The sequence below is a fragment of the Nordella sp. HKS 07 genome, from assembly GCF_011046735.1.
Taxonomy (GTDB): Bacteria; Pseudomonadota; Alphaproteobacteria; order Rhizobiales; family Aestuariivirgaceae; genus Taklimakanibacter.
In genome coordinates this window covers 2,166,584-2,185,706 of the sequence record NZ_CP049258.1, presented here as the reverse complement: position 1 = coordinate 2,185,706, position 19,123 = coordinate 2,166,584, and the positions used below count along the sequence as shown (strand labels likewise).

Below are 19,123 nucleotides of genomic sequence, written 5' to 3'. Positions count from 1 at the left end.
GCGCTAGGGGGCTGATGTGATTTTTGCTTCGGCGGGCGAAATGACGAAAATCGTCATTCGCGACGCGAAACCTTTGTGGAAAGCCGGGTTTGCAATTGCCGCGTTGACCGTGATGCAAGAGCCGGTGCTGGCCGATGAGGGAGGCGTCAGCTTCTGGCTTCCAGGACAATATGCGAGTCTCGTGGCAGTGCCGTCACAGCCTGGCTGGTCGCTTGGTCTCGTTTATTATCATGCCTCGGTCGATGCAGGCCGCGGCCTCGATTTTCCGCAAGGGGGAGAAATCAGAGCCGGTCTCGAGAGCGACGTGAATCTGTTGTTTGTCGCTCCGAGCTATACATTCGAGGAGGCGGTTCTGGGCGGACGGGCCACTCTCGGCTTGACCGGTGTGTTTGGCCGGAACGAAACCACGGCAGAGGCCACGCTCTCCGGCCCAGGCGGTGGAACGATTTCCGGTGATCGCACGGATATGCTCACGAGCGTCGGTGATCTCTATCCCGCATTCAGTCTGAAGTGGAATGCCGGCGTCAGCAACTATATGACCTATATCACCGGCGATATCCCGGTCGGCGACTATGAGGCTGGCCGCCTCGCGAATATCGGGATCGGACATGCGGCCATCGATGGCGGTGCCGGCTACACCTACTTCAACCCGGTGACCGGCCGGGAATTCTCCATTCTCGGTGGGCTCACTTACAATTTCGAGAATCCCGACACCAATTATCAGAACGGCGTTGACGGCCACATCGATTGGGCGGCAGCACAGTTTCTGTCGCCGCAGGCGCATGTGGGTATCGCGGGCTATGTCTACCAGCAGCTCACAGGCGACAGCGGACAGGGTGCCGTGCTCGGTGATTTCAAATCGCGCGTTTTGGGCATCGGACCTCAGGTCGGCTTCATGTTTCCCACCGGGACCATGCAGGGCTATCTGAATATTCGCGGCTATTACGAATTCGCGGCGGAGAATCGCGCCGAGGGATGGAATGCCCTGGTGACTTTAGCCCTATCCCCGCCGGCACAGGCGCAATAGCGGCCGTTTGGGACGGATTCCGGTAGTATTATGATTTTGCACAAGATTAACCGGTTGCTCCTCATCGGCGCCCTGGCGATGGTCCTTTCGGCATGCGCGGGCAGCAAAGATCTGCTTCGCGACCCGGTGCCCGAGACCCTTGCATCCCAATCGGTCGTGCCGGGTTACCCGCGCATACGTTATTGGGGAGATGACGCCACCGACATGGAGGCCGGGGCGCTTTCGCAAATGGCGGCCCAGCAGGCCAGCAGAAAGCTTTCGGAAGTCAGCTATCTCTCCGTGTCCGGCGGCGGCAGCAATGGCGCGTTCGGAGCCGGATTGCTGTTCGGCTGGACGGCCTCGAGGACACGCCCGGAATTCACCGTCGTTACGGGCATAAGCACCGGCTCCCTGATTGCTCCCTTCGCGTTCCTTGGGCCCCCATATGACGAAAACCTCAAGGCCGCCTATACCCGTATCTCGGGCAAGGACATCTATGAGCAGAAGGGCTTGCTCGAGATACTCGGTTCGGCATCGGCTGCCGACAACTCTCCCTTGCGCCGGCTGGTTGCCACCTATGTGACCGACCGGATGGTGTCGGATATCGCGCGCGAGCACGCAAAGGGCCGGCGGCTGCTTATCGGGACGACCAATCTGGACGCCGAGCGCCCGGTCGTATGGGACATCGGGGCGATTGCCACCAGCCAGGGGCCCAATCGGAGGCAGTTGATCCAGGATGTCCTGGTGGCATCCGCTTCAATTCCGGGTGTCTTCCCGCCGGTGAATATCAAGGTTGACGCCGGCGGGCGGTACTTTGACGAAATGCATGTCGATGGCGGGACGAGCAATCAGGCGTTTCTCTTCCCGTCGAATCTTTCGCTGAAGAACACGGACAAGAAGCTCGGCCTGAAGCGCACTAGGACGCTCTATGTGGTGCGGAACGGGAAAGTCACGCCGGAATACAGTGCCGTCAGACCCAAACTCGCGTCCATTGCGGGCAAGTCGATCGGCAGCTTGATCAAGACCCAGGGCATCGGCGACCTCTACCGGATGTATGCCAACGCCAGGCAGGAAGGGGTCGACTTCAACGCAATCTGGATTCCTCCCAGCTTTACGGTAAAGGAAACTTCCCCGTTCGATCACGGCTACATGAATCAGCTGTTCCAGATGGGATATGAGATGGGTCGCTCCGGCGTCAGGTGGAACAAGCGCCCGCCGTGACAGGGCCTGCTGATACCGGCGTTGCCTGGTGCTCATTCCTGCAATCGTAGCGTGTCTTTGCGTTGGCCGAGAGCCACGCTTTCGTCCCCCACATCTGCCGAGTGCAGTTTGATCGACCGATCGCTGAACGCCGATCCCGAAACCAGTATCCCCTCTTTCGCTTCCCGCGCTAGTTTAGGCCGAGCCACGATAATTGTCCTGATGGGGACGAAAGGGGAGGCAATCGATGGTGCGAATCACCCGTATGAAGGCGGAAAACACCATGAGCCAGCAAGGCTGGCTCTCCCAGCTGCCCGCGGCGTTCCGTTCGGAAGTGTTGCGACGGTCCGTCTTGATGCGTTTCTCTCCAGGTCAGACGGTGTTTCGTCTCGGAGATCCGATCGGTGGCATCTATGGCCTCGTCCATGGCATCCTCACGATCAATACGGCTCCTCCCACCGCCACGCCGCGGCTGATTCACCTGGGCGTGCCGGGTGCCTGGACGGGAGAGGGATGTTTCATGACCAGGCAACCTCGACGGGGTGAAATGCGCGCGATCACCGATACCTGGATGATGCATCTGCCGTTGGATGCAATGGATCAAATGGTGGCCCGTGAACCCGAGTTGTTGCGCTACTTCGGGTTCATTTCGATCTATGGGTGCGATGTCCTTATCCGTGTGATCCACGACCTTCAGAAACCCCGGGTTGATCGGCGCATCGCCTCCATCCTCCATCGTCTTACCTGGGTAGGCGCGGTATCGATCCCCCTCACACAGACCGAGCTCGGGCTGATGGCCAATGTCTCGCGCAAACAAGTGAATGCCGCCCTGAAACGTTTCGCTGCGGCCGGCTGGATTGCCAATACTTACCGGTCGATCATGATCAATGATGCCGAGGGCCTTCGCCGTTTCGCTTCCGAGGAAGACTGATCTTCTTCACTCAGTCCGCTAAATGCGATTCGGCGACGATCGCGTCGAATGTCATCTCGCTGTGTCTCGGGCCTCGGTGGCTGAACGCAAGCGGCGCAAGCACGCGCCCACGAGCGAGCAATCCCAGGAACTCTGCAAGCTTTGCCTCTATGGGAAGAGGCACGGCATTTGACAGATCACGGGTTGTGTCAAGGTGGAGCGCCTTCGCCCTGGTGGTTCATTTCCGATACTCGCCAAATTGTCCGGTTCGGGACAGACTCTTTTGCGGGCGATGAGTATCATTCCCCGCAGCGGAGCGAATTGGACTTGAAGGCGGGCCGATGAGCTTCCCCATTTGTCGATGTCATGCAAAGTGTCTGCGGCCGAGCAGCAGGGAGTATACCCGGAATGAATGCAAGTCTTTTGCGGTGCTTGTGCGCCGCCGGAATCTTGATCGCAGGTTTGGCCGCGAACGCATTCGGGGCGTTTGCGTCGGCCACCGGCCCGAACACTGACGAAGTCCGGGCAATCGCCAAGGAGGCAACGATCTACGGCTTTCCCTTGGTCGATAATTATCGGATTCTCCATTCATATTTTGTCGACCGGGACAGTACGGAATTCAAGGCGCCGTGGAACACGATCAACAATGTCGGCCGGGTCTTCACGCCTGATGACAAAGCCATCCAGACGCCGAACTCGGATACGCCCTATTCGCAACTCGGCGCGGACCTGCGCAGCGAGCCGCTCGTCATCTCGGTTCCGGCGGTCGAAGCGGATCGCTATTATTCGCTCCAGTTCATCGACCTCAATACATTCAATTTCGCTTATGTCGGCAGCCGCGCGACCGGCAATGAGGCCGGAAACTTTCTGCTCGCCGGACCGAACTGGAAAGGGGAGGCGCCCGCCGGCATCAAGCAGGTCATCCGCTCGGAAACCGAGCTTGCCTTCGTTCTCTTCCGCACGCAGCTGAAAGGGCCGGAAGATATCGAAAACGTGAAAGCCGTGCAGGCGGGCTATAAGGTCCAGCCGCTCTCCGCGTTCCTCGGCCAGCCGGCGCCGCCGGCCGCCCCCGCAATCACTTTCTTCCGTCCCTTGTCGCCGGAGGCGCAGCGCACTTCCCTCGACTTCTTCGACGAGTTGAACTTCGTCCTGCAGTTTGCGCCGACGCATCCGAGCGAGACGGATCTGCGCGCACGATTGGCCAAAATCGGCATCGTCCCGGGCCAGGCCTTCGAAGCGGACAAGCTCGCACCTGAACTTCGCGATGCGATCGCGGCCGGCATGGCGGATGCATGGCAGGCGCTGGCCGAGTTCAAGGCAGCCGTCGTCGACACAGGCAAGCGAACTGCCGCTGACGGTTTCGGGACGCGCGAGTTCCTGGCCAATGATTATCTCGCCCGCATGTCCTCGGCGGCCTTCGGTATCTATGGAAACTCCAAGGAAGAGGCGCTGTATCCCAACTATTTCGTCGATGCGGCGGGGCAGCCACTCGACGGCGCCAAGAACCGCTATATCCTGCGCTTCGCTCCCGGTGATCTGCCGCCGGTCAATTCGTTCTGGTCGCTGACAATGTATGAATTGCCGGCAAGCCTGCTCGTCGCCAACCCCATCAACCGCTATCTGATCAACTCTCCGATGCTTGCCGACCTGAAGCGCGACGCCGATGGCGGCATCACCATCTATCTGCAGCATGACTCCCCCGGAAAGGACAAGGAGACGAACTGGCTGCCCACGCCTAAAGGCCCGTTCTGGACGACGCTGCGGCTCTATTGGCCGAAGCCCGAAGCCCTTGACGGGCGGTGGAAGCAGCCGCCGCTCGAGCGCGTCGCCGACAAGGCCGGTGCGCAGGAGGTGCCGAGCGTGCCGGTCACCATCGAAAACTTCGCCCGCGCCGAGTCCGATCTCTATTTCGGCGGCGTCGTCAAGAATGGCGGTTTTGGCAAGTTCGATCACACGCGTGAGATGGCGCCGCTCGACAAGCAGTCGGTGATCAGGCTCAATCGCGATACGCTGTACTCATCCGCCGTCTTCGATCTCGACGCCGGCCCGGTCACGATCACGCTGCCGGATTCCGGCAAGCGCTTCCTGTCGATGCAAGTCATCGACGAGAACCAGTATACTTACGATGTGTATTATGGAGCGGGAACACATACCTTCGATCGCAAGAAGATCGGGACACGGTATTTCGTGGCCGCGATCCGCATCCTGGCCGATCCGGGCGATCCCGATGACCTCAGGAAGGTCCATGCGCTGCAGGATGCTGTCCGGGTAAAACAGAAGAAGATCGGCGCATTCGAGGTCCCGAACTGGGACATGGCGAGCCAGAAGAAGGTCCGTGATGCGCTGATCGTGCTGGCCGACACGCTGCCCGACAAGAACCGGATGTTCGGCAAAAAGAGCGACGTCGATCCGGTACGATTCCTGCTCGGCGCAGCGTCCGGCTGGGGCGGCAATCCGGACAAGGACGCCATATATCTGAACATCGTGCCTGAGAGAAACGACGGCAAGACCGTCTACAGGCTCAGGACGCGTGATGTCCCGGTTGGAAGCTTCTGGTCGGTCAGCGTGTACAATGCCGATGGCTATTATGTGCCCAATCCGCTCAATGTCTACACGCTGAATAACATCACGGCCAAGAAAGATAGCGATGGATCCGTCTCGGTCCAGTTCGGCGGCTGTGACGGCAAGATCGTGAACTGCATTCCGACCATGGAGGGCTGGAACTACATGGTCCGGCTCTACCGTCCCAAGGCCGAAATCCTGAGCGGCAAATGGAAGTTTCCGGAGGCGGAACCTCTGAACTGACGGATGAAGGACGGCGCCCGCGCTTCACGGCGCCGGCAGAAGCAGCGTATCGCGGAATTTCAAGATCTGCCTGACATCGTCCTTGTCGATGATCTCGATGCTCGTCACCTCGCCTCGATCCTGCTCGGCATAGACGGCCTTGGGGTCGCGGATCATGTGGTCGAGACCTTCGACGGCGATCTCCACCGAGTTGCTCTTCGGCTCATAGACGAGGCCCAGGACAGGAACCCATTGCGTCAGGATCTGATCGCCGAGGCCCAGCGCGGCAACCTCGATCTCCACCTGCTTGCCGGCGAGGCCCTGGAGACCCGGTCGAGAAATCTCTGCCATTCAGGCTTGTCGATGACATTGCGGGGCATGAGCTCCTCCTGAGCAACGGTTGATGGTCATGGCATCAACTGCGTGACCGGGCGGCGCGCTTGTGCGTGGTGGACACTTGCGGCGCATCGGCCGCCGGGGAGGTTTCGCCAGGTGCTTCCAACGCGGCCGCCACGGCGTCTTCGACCGTGTCGAGCCAAACGAAGCGGACATGCTGGCGGGCGCTTTCCGGAACGTCTTCCAGGTCTTTGCGATTGCGCGCCGGCAGCAGAACGGTGGTGATGCCGGCGCGTATCGCCGCCAGGACCTTCTCCTTCACGCCGCCGATGGGCAGTACCAGCCCGCGCAGCGAGATTTCGCCGGTCATCGCCGTATCGCTGCGCACGGTACGGCCGGTGAGAAGCGAGGCGAGCGCGGTGAACATGGCGACGCCCGCGCTCGGTCCGTCCTTGGGGATGGCGCCCGCGGGTACGTGAATGTGAATGTCCGATCTTTCGAAGCTGTCGATATCGACGCCGAGCTCCGCGGTGCGCCCCTTGGCCAGGGTCAAGGCGGCCTGCGCGCTCTCCTTCATGACATCGCCGAGCTGCCCGGTGAGGACGAGTCTGCCGTTGCCGGGCGTGCGCGTCGCCTCGATGAACAGGATGTCGCCGCCGACCGGTGTCCAGGCAAGGCCGGTGGCGACTCCAGGAATGCTGGTGCGCATCGCGCTCTCGCGTTCGAAACGCGCCGGTCCGAGTATGGTGGCCAGGGTCTCCCCGGTGACACGCAGCCTCTCGTCGCCTTTCTCTGCGATGCGCATGGCGGCATGCCGGCACACCGCGCCGATCTCGCGTTCGAGGTTCCTGACACCGGCCTCGCGCGTGTAGTCGCGGATGATGCCGCGGAGCGCTTCATCGGTGATCTCGCATTGTTCAGGCGTCAGCCCGGCTGCCGCGAGCTGCCGCTTGACCAGATAGCGCTTGGCGATCTCGAGCTTCTCCTCGTCGATATAGCTCGGGATCTCGATGATCTCCATGCGGTCGCGGACCGGTCCTGGAATGGTATCGGCGACATTTGCGGTTCCGATGAACAAAACTTTCGAAAGATCGAAGGGGACCGCGAGATAGTTGTCGCGGAAGGTCGAGTTCTGCTCAGGGTCCAGAACCTCGAGAAGGGCGGATGCGGGATCGCCCTGGAAGCCCGCGCCGAGCTTGTCCATCTCGTCCAGCATCAGGACCGGATTGCGGATCTCGGCCCGGCGCATGGCCTGGATGATGTTGCCGGGCAGGGCGCCGATATAGGTCCGGCGATGACCGCGGATCTCGGCCTCGTCATGCACGCCGCCGAGGCTGATGCGCGCGAATTTCCGGCCCGTCGCATGAGCGATGCTCTGCCCCAGCGAAGTCTTGCCGACACCCGGCGGTCCGATGAAGCAGAGGATCGGGCTCTTGCCGTCCGGATTCAGCTTGCGCACGGCGAGGAATTCGAGAATGCGCCGCTTCACCTTGTCGAGGCCGTAATGCTCCTCGTCGAGGATGCGCCGCGCTTCGGCGATGTCGATGCGTTCGGGCGCAAGCTTCGACCAGGGCAGGTCGATCAGCCAGTCGAGATAGGTGCGGATCATGGCATATTCGGCGGCGGCCTCCGGCATCCGCTCCAGCCTCTTCAATTCCTTGTCGGCCTGCTCCTTCGCCTCCTTGGGCATTTGCGCCTTTTCGACCCGCTCGCCGAGCTCGGCGATCTCGGCCGATTTCTCGTCGCCTTCGCCGAGTTCCTTCTGAATCTGGCGGAGCTGCTCGCGCAGAATGTGCTGACGCTGCTGCAAGGACAAAGAGTGCTGGGTCTGCTCGCCGATCTCCTTGGTCAGCCGCAGTACCTTGAGGCGCTCGCCAATGAGCACGAGCACCTTGTCGAGCCGCTCCATCACTTCGACCGCTTCGAGAATCTCCTGCTTCTCCGCGGGCTTCGCGTCGCTGACGCCGGCGACGAAATCGGCAAGGGCCGATGGCGAGTCGAGTCCTTCGATGGCCGCGCCCATTTCAGCCGGAAAGTTCGGCAGCAATTGCAGGGCTTCCTGGGCGCGCTGTTTCAGGAGCCGGACCCGTGCCTCGATCTCGGGCGTCATGACCTCGGATGTTCCGATCTCCTCGACCCGCGCCGCCAGGAAAGGATAGCCGGAAAGGAACTCCAGGATACGGATGCGCCGAACACCCCGGCAGATCAGGTGATGCGTCCCGTCCGGGGCGGTCACATAGCGCAATATCTCCGCCGCGGTTCCGACGCGATAGAGCTGCTCTGCGGTCGGCTCGTCGACCGCGGGATCGCGTTGCAAAAGAACCCCGATGTTCTTCTCGTGCCGGACCGCCTCCTGAGCGGCGGCGATCGACGCCGGCCGGTTGAGGGTCAGCGGCAGCACGATGCCGGGAAACAGAACGGCTTGACGCGCCGGAAGTAAAACCAGGGCATCATCAGGCAGTGGCGCAGTGCGTTCAGGTTGCCGCGCCGGATCCGGATTGGGGCGTGTGTCGGACATGATCCACCTGTCAGTCAGATTTCCTGTCTGGCGAAGAGCAGGGTCAGCAGGCCGTCTCTGAATTCCGTCCTGCCGGTAAGCCCCCAGCCGGACGGCATATGGACCCGCCGCTCAAATCCCCCATGGGGAATTTCGAGACGATGAATAAGGGCACGGCGGGCGAGCCGCGGCAGACGCTGCCGGCCGCGGATGACAACAGTGCCGTCTTCCATTCGGATGTCGAGATCATCAGGGGCGACGCCCGGCAGGGCCACCATCAGAATCACGTTGTCGTCGTCCTCGAATATGTCGATCGGGGGAATCCAGCTGGCCGCGGGCGCATCGGAGAGCTGAGGCTGGCGATGCAAATTTTCCGCGCGCTCGATGAAAGCGCAGGCTTCGTTCCACATCCAATTGCGGGGATCAATCGACATCGCCCGGCTCCTTCTCGCTGTGGTGGCGGCCCACGAACCTCCCGGGGAACCGGGAACTTCATGATGCCTGTATAAGAGACCCACGCTCCAATGCCTGTCAATTGTACGTGGCGGCATGGGATGACGGTAAGTCGAGCTCGCTTTTGCGATCGGGGGAGGCGTGTTACACCCGCTCATCCTCTCCACTAAACGTTCCCCCGTCTTGACCTCACTCGCCGTCACTGTCTTCATCCTCGTCTATGTCGGCATGGCGCTCGGCCGGGTGCCGGGGCTCGCCGTCGAGCGCACCGGCGTGGCGCTGCTCGGGCTCATCGTGCTGCTCGCCTTCGGCGAACTCAGCCTGGAGGAAGCCGGCCGTGCGGTCGACATGCCGACGATCGCGCTGCTCTTCGCCCTGATGATCCTTTCCGCTCAGTTCGAGCAATCGGGCTTCTATCGCCTCGTCGCGGCGCGGGTGACGCATGCCGCCCGGAATCCGAAGGTGCTGCTCGCCCTTCTCATCGCCGTCACCGGCCTTCTCTCGGCCATCCTTACCAATGACGTCATCGTCTTCGCCTTCACGCCGCTCATCTGTGCCGGCCTCCTCTCCCAGAAGCTCGATCCAAGGCCCTATCTCGTGGCGCTGGCAGGCGCGGCCAATGCCGGCTCGGCGGCAACCCTCATCGGCAATCCGCAGAATATCCTGATCGGCCAGGCGGGCGGGCTCGACTTCTGGCGCTATTTTCTCATCTCCCTGCCGCCGGTCCTCGCTTCGCTCGCTTTCGTCTATTGGGCGGTCCTGGCAACCTGGCGCAAAGCGCTCAGCGCACCGATTGCGGCCGCTCCCGTTGAGCCGGTGGCGATCGACCGGTTCCAGACCCTGAAGGGCCTCATCGCGGTCCTGGCCCTCATCGCTCTCTTCCTCACGCCGCTGCCGCGCGAACTGAGCGCGCTGGCGGTCGCCGGGTGCCTGCTCCTGTCGCGGCGGCTCTCCTCACACGAAATGATCGGCTCGGTCGACTGGCACCTGCTCTTGCTCTTCATCTGCCTGTTCGGCGTGACCGCCGCCTTCGGCAAGGCCGGTCTCGCCCAGGACGGGCTCGCCTGGCTCGCGGGGCTCGGCGTTCTTCCCGAACGCCTCTCAGTGATGCTGCCGGTGACGCTCGCCGCCTCCAACACGATCGGCAATGTGCCGGCGGTCATCCTGATCCTGCAGCTCCTTCCGGATTTGTCCCAGGGTGCGTTGGCGGGCCTGGCGCTGCTTTCCACCTTTGCCGGCAACCTGCTGCTCACCGGCTCGATGTGCAATATCATCGTCGCCGAGCGGGCGAGGGCTCAGGGCGCCTCTCTGAGCTTCATGGATTTCGCCCGCTCCGGCATTCCAATGACGCTGGCGAGCCTCGCCGTCACTACACTCTGGCTGTGGGCTACAGGGCTGATGGTGTTCTAGCTGCCGCGAAAATGCCCCGAAAATGGGCTCGCTTGAGGCCCCGACCTGTGCTAAGCCCCGGCCCGAATCCAGGGCAGGATGGCGGGAACAGGCCGGTTTCCGCGTGAATCCCGCTCTTTATCTATTGAAATTGGCCATGTTCCGGGCCTTAGGGGTTTCCTAAGGTCAGGGTGGCCTTGACAGATTTTTTCTGGAAAGTCACCGCGCCATGAAACTGCGCAATATCGCCATCATCGCCCATGTCGACCACGGCAAGACCACCATGATCGACCGGCTGCTCTCGCAGTCCGGCGCCTTCCGCGACAATCAGAAGGTCGCCGAGCGCGCGATGGATTCGAACGACCTCGAGCGCGAGCGCGGCATCACCATCCTCGCCAAGGTGACATCGCTCGTCTGGAAAGATACCCGCATCAATATCGTCGATACGCCGGGCCATGCTGATTTCGGCGGCGAGGTCGAGCGCATCCTCAATATGGTGGACGGCGCCGTGCTGCTCGTCGATGCCGCCGAAGGCCCGATGCCGCAGACCAAATTCGTGCTGCAGAAAGCGCTCAAGATCGGCCTCAAGCCGATCGTCGCCATCAACAAGATCGACCGTCCCGATCAGCGTCATGTCGAAGTGGTCAACGAGGTGTTCGATCTTTTCGCCGCCCTTGATGCGAGCGATGAGCAACTCGATTTTCCCATCCTTTACGGCTCAACCAAGCAAGGCTGGATGGCCGAAAAGCCGGAAGGCCCGCAGGATTCGATGGCGCCCCTGTTCGATCTGGTGGTCCGCCATGTGCCGGCGCCCACCGTCGAGGAAGGCCCGTTCCGCATGCTGGTGACGACCATCGAGGCCAATCCGTTTCTCGGCCGCATCCTCACCGGGCGCATAAGCTCCGGCAGTATCAAGGCGAACCAGGCGGTCAAGGCGCTGGCGCGCGACGGCCGGCTCGTTGAGCAGGGCCGCGCCTCGAAGGTGCTGGCCTTCCGCGGCCTCGAGCGTCAGCCGGTTGACGAGATCCAGGCCGGCGACATCGTCGCCCTTGCCGGACTGACCCAGGCGACAGTGGCGGACACGATCTGCGACGTCGCGGTGAGCGAACCGATCGCGGCGCAGCCGATCGATCCGCCGACACTGACCATGACCTTCCGCATCAATGACGGGCCGCTTGCCGGCAAGGAAGGCGACAAGGTGCAGAGCCGCGTCATCCGCGATCGCCTGTTCCGCGAGGCCGAAGGCAATGTCGCCTTGCGGGTGACGGCGTCGCCCAATGAGACCGATGCTTTCGAAGTGGCCGGCCGCGGCGAATTGCAGCTCGGCATCCTCATCGAGACCATGCGCCGCGAAGGCTTCGAATTGACCGTCGGCCGCCCGCGCGTGGTGTTCCGTACCGACGAGGCCACAGGTCAGAAGCTCGAGCCGATCGAGGAAGTGATCATCGACGTCGATGAGAATTTCACCGGCATCGTGGTGCAGAAACTGTCCGAGCGTCGCGCCGAGATGAAGGACATGCGGCCGTCAGGCGCCGGGCGCCAGCGCATCGTCTTCCATGCGCCGACCCGCGGCCTCATCGGCTATCAGTCGGAACTCCTGTCGGATACGCGCGGCACCGCGATCATGAACCGCATCTTCCATGATTACGCGCCGCATGTGGGCGAGATCCCCGGCCGCCATACAGGCGCCCTCATTTCCAATGGCGATGGTGAAGCGGTCGCCTATGCGATCTTCAACCTGCAGGATCGCGGGCCCATGTTCATCGATCCGGGCGCCAAGGTCTATGCCGGCATGATCATCGGCGAGCATACGCGCGGCAATGATCTCGAGCTCAATGTTCTCAAAGGCAAGAAGCTCAGCAACGTCCGTGCCGCCGGCAAGGACGATGCCTTGCTGCTCGTCCCGCCGATCCGCATGACGCTGGAAAAGGCGCTGGCCTATGTCGGCGAGGATGAACTTGTCGAGGTGACGCCGCAGTCGATCCGCCTGCGCAAGACGCTGCTCGACCCGCATGAGAGAAAGCGCGCCAGCCGCGCCAAGGAAGCCGAGAGCGCCGCGTAATTCGGAGCATTCCAGGAATCGTTGTCGCTCTGCCGGAAGGAGGTTAGACTTCCGGCATGACCGACCCTTATGAAATACTGGGCGTCGCCAAGAACGCCTCGGCGGACGATATCCAGAAGGCGTATCGCCGCCTCGCCAAAAAACATCATCCGGATCTCAATCCCGGCGACAAGAGCGCCGAGGAGAAATTCAAGGACGTCACGGCGGCCTATGATCTGCTTGGTGACGCCGAGAAGCGCGGCCGCTATGACCGTGGCGAGATCGACGCCTCGGGCGCGGAAAAACCGCAGCGGCGCTACTATCGGGACTTCGCCGAAAGCGGCCAGGCCGGCGGGCGGGGGTTCGAGCAGGGCTATGCCGATTTCGGCGACGAGGACATTCTGTCGGAAATATTCGGGCGGCGCGGCGCCAATGTCAAAATGCGCGGCGGCGATGTGCGCTATCATCTGGCCGTCGACTTTCTCAGTGCCGTCAATGGCGCGAAGCCGCAGCTGTCGCTTCCCGACGGCTCCGAGATCACCGTCACCATCCCGGCCGGGACGCGCGATGGGCAAACCCTGCGCCTCAAAGGCAAAGGCCGGCCCGGCTATAATGGCGGCGAGCCCGGCGACGCCCTGATCGAAATCGAAGTGCGTCCGCATCCCTTCTTCACGCGCGAGGACGACAATATCCGCATCGAGCTGCCGATCTCGCTCGCCGAAGCCGTGTTGGGCGGCAAGGTCAAGACGCCGACGCCTTCGGGCGACGTATTGCTGAACATCCCCAAGGGCGCCAATAGCGGCACGGTGCTCCGCCTCAAGGGCAAGGGCGTCGCCAAGGCCGGCGGCGGCCAGGGCGATCAATATGTGACACTGAAGGTGATGCTGCCCGAGAAGCCCGATCCGGAACTTGAAGAATTCATCGCGCGCTGGAGCAAGGCGAAAGCCTATGATCCGCGCCGGGCGATGGAGGTGTGAGATGCGCAAGAAGAGCACGGTGCTGTTCGCCGTCCGCTACAACGAGGACACTTTGCGCGAATGGGCGTCGGCAGGATGGATCACGATCGAGGAAAGTGCCATCGGCCAGCCTTTGTCGGAAGCCGATCAGGCGCGCTGCGATCTCATCTGCGACCTCAAACAGAATATGGGCGTCAATGACGACGGCATTGATGTGATCCTCAATCTGCTCGACCAGATCCACGGGCTGAGGCGCGTCCTGCGCGAGACGTTGGATCATGCGAAACGAAGTTGAGAATACCCTCTCCCCGCTGCGCGCAGGGCTGTCCGGGGAAACTTGCGACATGCCAGAGAAAATCACATAAAGATTGGGTTTCGAGACACGTCTTCTCTAGCGAGACTCAGAACTCACCTTCGTTCCCCTTCTCCCGCCTGCGGGAGAAGGGGAAAACAGGTAAGGCCTGATGTACTGCAATGAATTTCCCCGGACAGCCCTGCGCTGCGCGGGGCGAGGTATTGGTTCACTCTTCCCGATAAGGTCCGCCGGGGCAGGGCATGCCGCTCGCGTAGTCGGTGGCGCTGCCGCCGCGCGCCGAGAAGATCTCCGGCATGTCCTTGGCGCAGTCGAATGTCTGGGCGCGTTCGTCGGCGCGCTGGCGGGCTACTTCATTGGCATCGGTGTATTTCGTGTCGACATAGGCGATGTGGCACGCATCGGCGCCGTCGAGCTTGGTGACCACCAGCCAGTTCTGCTTGACCGGGGCGCCGTCATCGGCGCTCGATTCCGTAAACCAGCGCAGGATCGTGGCGAAGGGCTTGCCGTCCCTCATGCGCCACTCGACCCGGGGGCCTAAGGAGTTGAAGGCGCCGAATGTCTGCATCGCGGCGCATTGCGCCGGCGCTTGCCTGCCGAAGCCCACGAAGCTGCGCAGATCGCCCTCCCAGACACGCACGTCATAATCCCTGATGCCGCGGCACCGCCATTCGCCGCCCTCGTCCTCGGTCTCCTGGAGGGCCAGCTTTTCGCACTTCTTAAGGTCCAGCTCACTGTAAACACTGGAGATTTCCGCTGCCGCAACGGAAATAGGAAAGACGGTGAGAGCTATTGGAAAGAGTAGGCGTTTCATGCAAAGAAGGCCTCAACTGACGTCATTAGAGGTGCCTGCTCATGCGAATTGATGCCATATCGACCGGCAAATATCCACCCAAGGAGGTGAATGTCATCGTCGAGGTCCCGGTCGGCGGCGAACCCATCAAATATGAGATGGACAAGGCGGCGGGCACTCTGGTGGTCGACCGCTTCCTCTATACGTCGATGCGTTATCCCGGCAATTACGGTTTCATTCCGCACACTCTCTCGCTGGACGGCGATCCGTGCGACGTGTTGATCGCCAATCAGCGCGGCATCGTGCCGGGTGCCTTGGTCGCGGTGCGTCCCGTCGGCGTCCTCTTCATGCAGGACGAGGCGGGTGGTGATGAGAAGATCATCGCGGTGCCGGTGCCGAGGCTCACAAGGCGCTACGAGAATGTGCATAATTACACCGACCTGCCGGAGATCACGATCCAGCAGATCCAGCATTTCTTCGAGCACTACAAGGATCTCGAGACCGGCAAGTGGGTCAAGGTAACGGGTTGGGGCGACGCCGCGGCGGCCGAGCAGATGATCGTCGAGGCGATCGAGCGGGCCAAGCAGGCGAAAGCGTAGCACATCAATCGCCGGCGGGGTCGAACCGACTCCGCCGGTTGCCGGCCCGCCCTATCCCGCCTTCGCCAGCTTTACCGGCTCGGCGTCATAGACGCGCCCGAAGCGATTGGCGAGGAAGTCGGCAAGGGCTACCTCCTCCTGCCGCACGAAGCCTTGCCGGCGCAATCTGCCGTAGCTGAGAAGGTCGAGAAGGGTACAGATGCCGGCCGCGGTGGTGATCTGGATGGCGCTCATGTCTTCTCCCGCGACCGTGCCGGCATAGACCTTCTTGGCGTAGGTCTCCTGGAGATAGCGCGCGTCCTTCCAGCCGCAGACGGTGACGAAGATGACCACGACATCCTGCATCGTGGCGGGCAGCGCGTTCTCGAACAGATCCTTCAGCACGTCGCGGCGGTTCTTCAGGTTGAGATCGTTGAGGAGCGCCTTCATGATCGCCTGGTGGCCGGGATAGCGGATGGTGCGATAATTCATCGTGCGCACCCGGCCCTCCAGCGTCTTCGCCAGGGTGCCGAGGCCGCCCGAGGTGTTGAAGGCTTCGTAGGTGACGCCATCGAGCGAGAATTCCTCGCGCTCTTCCATGGCCGGCATCGCCACCAGCCGGCCTTCGACGATCGCCTCGCAGGGTTCGATATATTCGTTGATGAGCCCGTCGGTGCTCCAGGTGAGATTGTAATTGAGCGCGTTCGAGGGATATTGCGGCAAGGCGCCGACGCGCATGCGCACGCTGTCGAGCGTGTCGAAATGGCGCGTCAGATCATGGGCGACGATCGAAATGAAGCCGGGTGCCAGTCCGCATTGCGGGATGAGCGCCGTCCCGGCGCCCGCGGCGATCGCCTCGACCTTGCGCGTGGTGGCGACGTCCTCGGTCAGATCGAGATAATGCACCTGGGCCTTGGCGGCGATCTCGGCCACGCGGCCGGTGAGATGGAAAGGGGCGGCTGAGAGCACCGCGTAACGGCCGGCGAGCAGTGTTTCGAGCGCGCTGCCATCGGCGATATCCACCAACGAAGTCGATATCGCCTTATGGGGTGTGATGGCGGCCAGTTGCGCTTCGCTGCGGTCGGCGACAGTGGCGCGGTACTCGCCGCTTGCCGCCAGCATCCGCGCGATGGCGCCGCCGATCTTGCCGGCGCCCATGACCACGATGTCTTTCATTTGCTGACCCCCCCTGAGGCTTGTTTAATACTAGCAGGATGCTGGCCGTAGTTTTCGATTCCTAGTGGCGATTTATCCGGAATGCCGTATAAAAATAGGCAAATCGCCAAAGGTATATGGCAGAATGCAGGTATCGGAGAAGGATCGGAAGCTGCTGGCGCTCCTGGGCGAGGATGCCCGCATGCCGGTCGCGACGCTGGCCCGCCGGCTCGGCCTGTCGCGCACCACCGTCCAGGCCAGGATCGAGCGGCTGGAGCGGCAAGGCGTCATTGCCGGTTACGGCGTCAGGCTGTCGGATGCTTATCTGAGCGATCTCATCCGCGCTCACGTGCTCATCACCATCGCGCCGAAATCGCTGTCCGCGGTGACGGCCGAACTCAACGCGATCCATGAGGTGACGGCGCTTTACTCGGTCAACGGTCCCTATGACCTGATCGCCATCATCGCGGCTCCCTCGATCGCCGATCTCGACCGGCTGATCGACCGCATCGGCGAAACCGACGGGGTCGAGCGCACGCTGTCTTCGATCATCCTCTCGACCCGCATCGCGCGCTGAATAGGCGCAATCGCGAATGCGCCCCAGCTCGTCATGGCCGCCCTTGCGGCGGCCATCCAGCCTATCCACTCAACGACTGCATGACGAATGCTATGGATGGCCGGGTCGGGGCCCGGCCATGACGGAACGGAGAAGCTGATGTGTCGAGCTCCGGCTTCTGCGCGCCTCGCCTTTGCCTACATCTCCGGCACGGGCAGCGATTTCTGCGCGCAGGCGGCGCGCACCGTATTGTGCAGCAGGCAGGCGATGGTCATCGGGCCGACGCCACCCGGCACCGGCGTGATCGCGCCGGCCACTTGGGCGCAGGACGCATAATCGCAATCGCCGACCAGCTTGCCCTTGCCGTCGCGCTCGATACGGTTGATGCCGACATCGATGACGCAGGCGCCCGGCTTGATCCAGTCGCCTTTCACCATTTCGGGCCGGCCGACCGCGGCGATCACGAGATCGGCGCGGCGCACGACAGCGGGAAGGTCCTTCGTCTTCGAATGCGCAATGGTGACGGTGCAGTTCTCCTGCAACAGAAGCTGCGCCACCGGCTTGCCGACGATGTTCGAGCGGCCGATGATGACGGCCTCGAGCCCTTCGAGCTTGCCCAGCGCATCCTTGGCCAGCATCACCGAGCCGACCGGTGTGCAGGCAACGAGCGAATCTTGTCCGGTGGCGAGCTTGCCGGCATTCACGACATGGAAGCCGTCGACATCCTTCGCCGGATTGATGGCATTCAGCACCTTGGTCGAATCTATCTGCTTGGGCAGCGGCAATTGCACCAGAATGCCATGCACCGCCGGATCATTATTGAGCTTGTCGACGAGCGCCAAGAGATCCTTCTCCGAGGTCGCGGCGTCCAGCCGGTGCTCCCAGGAATTCATGCCGACCTCGACCGTCTGCTTCGCCTTGTTGGCGACATAGACCTTGCTCGCCGGGTCCTCGCCGACGAGGACGACGGCGAGGCCGGGTTTCAGCCCATGTTTGCTCTCGAGCTCCTTGACGGCCTTGGCGATGCGAGCGCGCAGTCCCTCGGCATAGGCTTTTCCGTCGATCACTTTGGCGGTCATGGTGTCTGGCCCTGAATGAGATGGGTGAGCGTCTGCTCGATGGCGGTGGGGTCTCCGGCGATATGGACCGTCTTCAGACGGCTCGTCTCGCCGGCGGTGAGGGTGAAAGCCTTGCGGGGAAGGCCTAAATACTCGGACAGCAGGTCGATAACCGCTTCGTTGGCCTTGCCCTTTTCCGGTTGCGCCGTGACCTTAACCTGAAGCGACACTTTTCCGTCGGCGCCGTGAAAGAGCCCGGCAAGCCCGGCCCGCGCCGATTTGGGTGTCACGCGCAAGAACAGCGACCCGCCTTGCGCCTCGGGCCTGAAGGGTAGCGGGCTCAAAAGAGGCGCACACCATAATACACGACAAGATAACGGATGAACTGCAGCGCGATGAGGGCCACGACCGGAGAGATATCGATGCCGCCGAGGTCAGGCAGGAAGCGCCTTATGGGCGCCAGGACGGGCTCGGTCAGGCGGTGGAGGGCATAGGAAACCTGCCGGACGATGTCATTCTGGCGGTTGATGATATTGAAGCCGGTCAGCCAGCTCATCACCACCATGGCGATCAAGATCCAGAAATAGATGTCAAGAATGGTGACGATTAGCCACAAAATGGGATGCATGCCGAAATCCTGAACCGGAGGAACCTGGCTGAGATGTAAAGGGCCTCACCCTTCCGTGCAAGGCGGCGAAAGCTTGACAGCCCGTTCGGCGAACCCTAAACAGCCCCGTCTCGCGTGGACGGGGCAGTAGCTCAGTTGGGAGAGCGCGGCGTTCGCAATGCCGAGGTCAGGGGTTCGATCCCCCTCTGCTCCACCAGTTCCCAGGCAAATCAGGCGTAAGGCATTATTCTAGCAAGGGAAATTTGACGGATTTCTTGCCAGTCTGCGTGTAATCCCGACCGGGCATTACGCTAGCGCCGCCATCCCGGCGACCGGATCTATTCCCCGCAGATACCCACCCCGTCGAAAGGGAATGCGGGCCGGACTGGGCCTCGTGCAAATGCCCTTGCGGCATGGGGACTCGCTGCCCAACCCCACATCTGCAACTTTACGAAAATTAATGGATTCAAGGGGAGCAAACGCCAGAGTCT

General features: G+C 62.0%; 18 protein-coding genes, 1 tRNA gene and 1 pseudogene. 12 read left to right on the top strand and 8 right to left on the bottom strand.

What is annotated here, in order from left to right; translation table 11 throughout:
- The first annotated feature begins 40 nt into the window (after positions 1-40).
- From G5V57_RS10260 to G5V57_RS34315, 5 genes and pseudogenes are all read left to right on the top strand, one after another.
- Positions 41-1,027: a transporter gene (locus G5V57_RS10260; RefSeq protein WP_165167404.1), complete on the top strand. Its 987-nt coding sequence runs from the start codon at positions 41-43 to the stop codon at positions 1,025-1,027.
- A gap of 30 nt (positions 1,028-1,057) precedes the next feature.
- Positions 1,058-2,227, top strand: a complete 1,170-nt coding sequence (locus tag G5V57_RS10255; protein ID WP_165167403.1) for a patatin-like phospholipase family protein — start codon at positions 1,058-1,060, stop codon at positions 2,225-2,227.
- Between the two features lie 226 nt (positions 2,228-2,453).
- Positions 2,454-3,137 (top strand): Crp/Fnr family transcriptional regulator, encoded by a 684-nt coding sequence (locus tag G5V57_RS10250; protein ID WP_165167402.1) that lies wholly within the window; start codon positions 2,454-2,456, stop codon positions 3,135-3,137.
- 387 nt (positions 3,138-3,524) lie between these two features.
- Positions 3,525-4,940: pseudogene (locus G5V57_RS34320) on the top strand (DUF1254 domain-containing protein); the annotation flags it as partial.
- 27 nt (positions 4,941-4,967) lie between these two features.
- Positions 4,968-5,921: a DUF1254 domain-containing protein gene (locus G5V57_RS34315; protein WP_371744813.1), complete on the top strand. Its 954-nt coding sequence runs from the start codon at positions 4,968-4,970 to the stop codon at positions 5,919-5,921.
- Between the two features lie 24 nt (positions 5,922-5,945).
- Here G5V57_RS34315 and G5V57_RS10240 read toward each other — a convergent pair whose 3' ends face one another.
- The 3 genes from G5V57_RS10240 to G5V57_RS10230 all read right to left on the bottom strand — a co-directional run bounded on the left by G5V57_RS10240 (position 5,946) and on the right by G5V57_RS10230 (position 9,167).
- Positions 5,946-6,251, bottom strand: coding sequence for a DUF5335 family protein (locus tag G5V57_RS10240; RefSeq protein WP_206530240.1), 306 nt, complete (start codon positions 6,249-6,251; stop codon positions 5,946-5,948).
- 64 nt (positions 6,252-6,315) lie between these two features.
- Positions 6,316-8,754, bottom strand: a complete 2,439-nt coding sequence (lon, locus tag G5V57_RS10235) for an endopeptidase La (RefSeq protein ID WP_165167400.1) — start codon at positions 8,752-8,754, stop codon at positions 6,316-6,318.
- A gap of 14 nt (positions 8,755-8,768) precedes the next feature.
- Complete coding sequence (locus G5V57_RS10230) at positions 8,769-9,167, bottom strand: Hsp20/alpha crystallin family protein (protein ID WP_165167399.1); 399 nt, start codon at positions 9,165-9,167, stop codon at positions 8,769-8,771.
- A gap of 202 nt (positions 9,168-9,369) precedes the next feature.
- On the opposite strand from G5V57_RS10230, the gene G5V57_RS10225 reads away from it, so the two are divergent.
- The 4 genes from G5V57_RS10225 to G5V57_RS10210 all read left to right on the top strand — a co-directional run bounded on the left by G5V57_RS10225 (position 9,370) and on the right by G5V57_RS10210 (position 13,867).
- The gene (locus G5V57_RS10225) at positions 9,370-10,596 is read left to right on the top strand and encodes an SLC13 family permease (RefSeq protein WP_165167398.1); all 1,227 of its coding nucleotides are present in this window, start codon (positions 9,370-9,372) and stop codon (positions 10,594-10,596) included.
- A 208-nt stretch (positions 10,597-10,804) separates the two neighbouring features.
- Positions 10,805-12,637: a translational GTPase TypA gene (gene typA, locus G5V57_RS10220; RefSeq protein ID WP_165167397.1), complete on the top strand. Its 1,833-nt coding sequence runs from the start codon at positions 10,805-10,807 to the stop codon at positions 12,635-12,637.
- 56 nt (positions 12,638-12,693) lie between these two features.
- Positions 12,694-13,593, top strand: a complete 900-nt coding sequence (locus tag G5V57_RS10215) for a DnaJ C-terminal domain-containing protein (RefSeq protein WP_165167396.1) — start codon at positions 12,694-12,696, stop codon at positions 13,591-13,593.
- A 1-nt stretch (position 13,594) separates the two neighbouring features.
- A complete protein-coding gene (locus G5V57_RS10210) occupies positions 13,595-13,867 on the top strand; it encodes a chaperone modulator CbpM (RefSeq protein ID WP_165167395.1) in 273 nt (90 codons plus the stop codon).
- Between the two features lie 226 nt (positions 13,868-14,093).
- Here the strand turns inward: G5V57_RS10210 and G5V57_RS10205 are convergent, their stop codons facing one another.
- Positions 14,094-14,699 carry a hypothetical protein gene (locus tag G5V57_RS10205; RefSeq protein WP_165167394.1) on the bottom strand — a complete coding sequence of 202 codons (606 nt, stop codon included), beginning with the start codon at positions 14,697-14,699 and terminating at the stop codon, positions 14,094-14,096.
- 41 nt (positions 14,700-14,740) lie between these two features.
- Between G5V57_RS10205 and ppa the strand changes: the two genes are divergently transcribed.
- Positions 14,741-15,277 (top strand): inorganic diphosphatase, encoded by a 537-nt coding sequence (gene ppa, locus G5V57_RS10200; RefSeq protein WP_165167393.1) that lies wholly within the window; start codon positions 14,741-14,743, stop codon positions 15,275-15,277.
- A 51-nt stretch (positions 15,278-15,328) separates the two neighbouring features.
- Here ppa and G5V57_RS10195 read toward each other — a convergent pair whose 3' ends face one another.
- A complete protein-coding gene (locus G5V57_RS10195; protein ID WP_165167392.1) occupies positions 15,329-16,432 on the bottom strand; it encodes a saccharopine dehydrogenase family protein in 1,104 nt (367 codons plus the stop codon).
- 124 nt (positions 16,433-16,556) lie between these two features.
- On the opposite strand from G5V57_RS10195, the gene G5V57_RS10190 reads away from it, so the two are divergent.
- Positions 16,557-16,988 carry an Lrp/AsnC family transcriptional regulator gene (locus tag G5V57_RS10190; RefSeq protein ID WP_165167391.1) on the top strand — a complete coding sequence of 144 codons (432 nt, stop codon included), beginning with the start codon at positions 16,557-16,559 and terminating at the stop codon, positions 16,986-16,988.
- A gap of 176 nt (positions 16,989-17,164) precedes the next feature.
- On the opposite strand, the gene folD is transcribed toward G5V57_RS10190, so the two are convergent.
- Genes folD through G5V57_RS10175 form a run of 3 tightly spaced genes read right to left on the bottom strand, consistent with a single transcriptional unit; the run spans position 17,165 to position 18,653 of the window.
- Positions 17,165-18,046 carry a bifunctional methylenetetrahydrofolate dehydrogenase/methenyltetrahydrofolate cyclohydrolase FolD gene (gene folD, locus G5V57_RS10185; RefSeq protein ID WP_165167390.1) on the bottom strand — a complete coding sequence of 294 codons (882 nt, stop codon included), beginning with the start codon at positions 18,044-18,046 and terminating at the stop codon, positions 17,165-17,167.
- Positions 18,043-18,369 carry a DUF167 family protein gene (locus G5V57_RS10180; RefSeq protein WP_165167389.1) on the bottom strand — a complete coding sequence of 109 codons (327 nt, stop codon included), beginning with the start codon at positions 18,367-18,369 and terminating at the stop codon, positions 18,043-18,045. Before G5V57_RS10180 ends, folD begins: the two co-directional genes overlap by 4 nt.
- Entirely contained in the window at positions 18,366-18,653 is a 288-nt protein-coding gene (locus tag G5V57_RS10175) for a YggT family protein (RefSeq protein ID WP_165167388.1), read from the bottom strand. The genes G5V57_RS10180 and G5V57_RS10175 overlap by 4 nt, the downstream gene beginning before the upstream one ends.
- A 120-nt stretch (positions 18,654-18,773) precedes the next feature.
- On the opposite strand from G5V57_RS10175, the gene G5V57_RS10170 reads away from it, so the two are divergent.
- Positions 18,774-18,849 (top strand) — tRNA-Ala (locus tag G5V57_RS10170).
- Positions 18,850-19,123 lie beyond the last annotated feature (274 nt).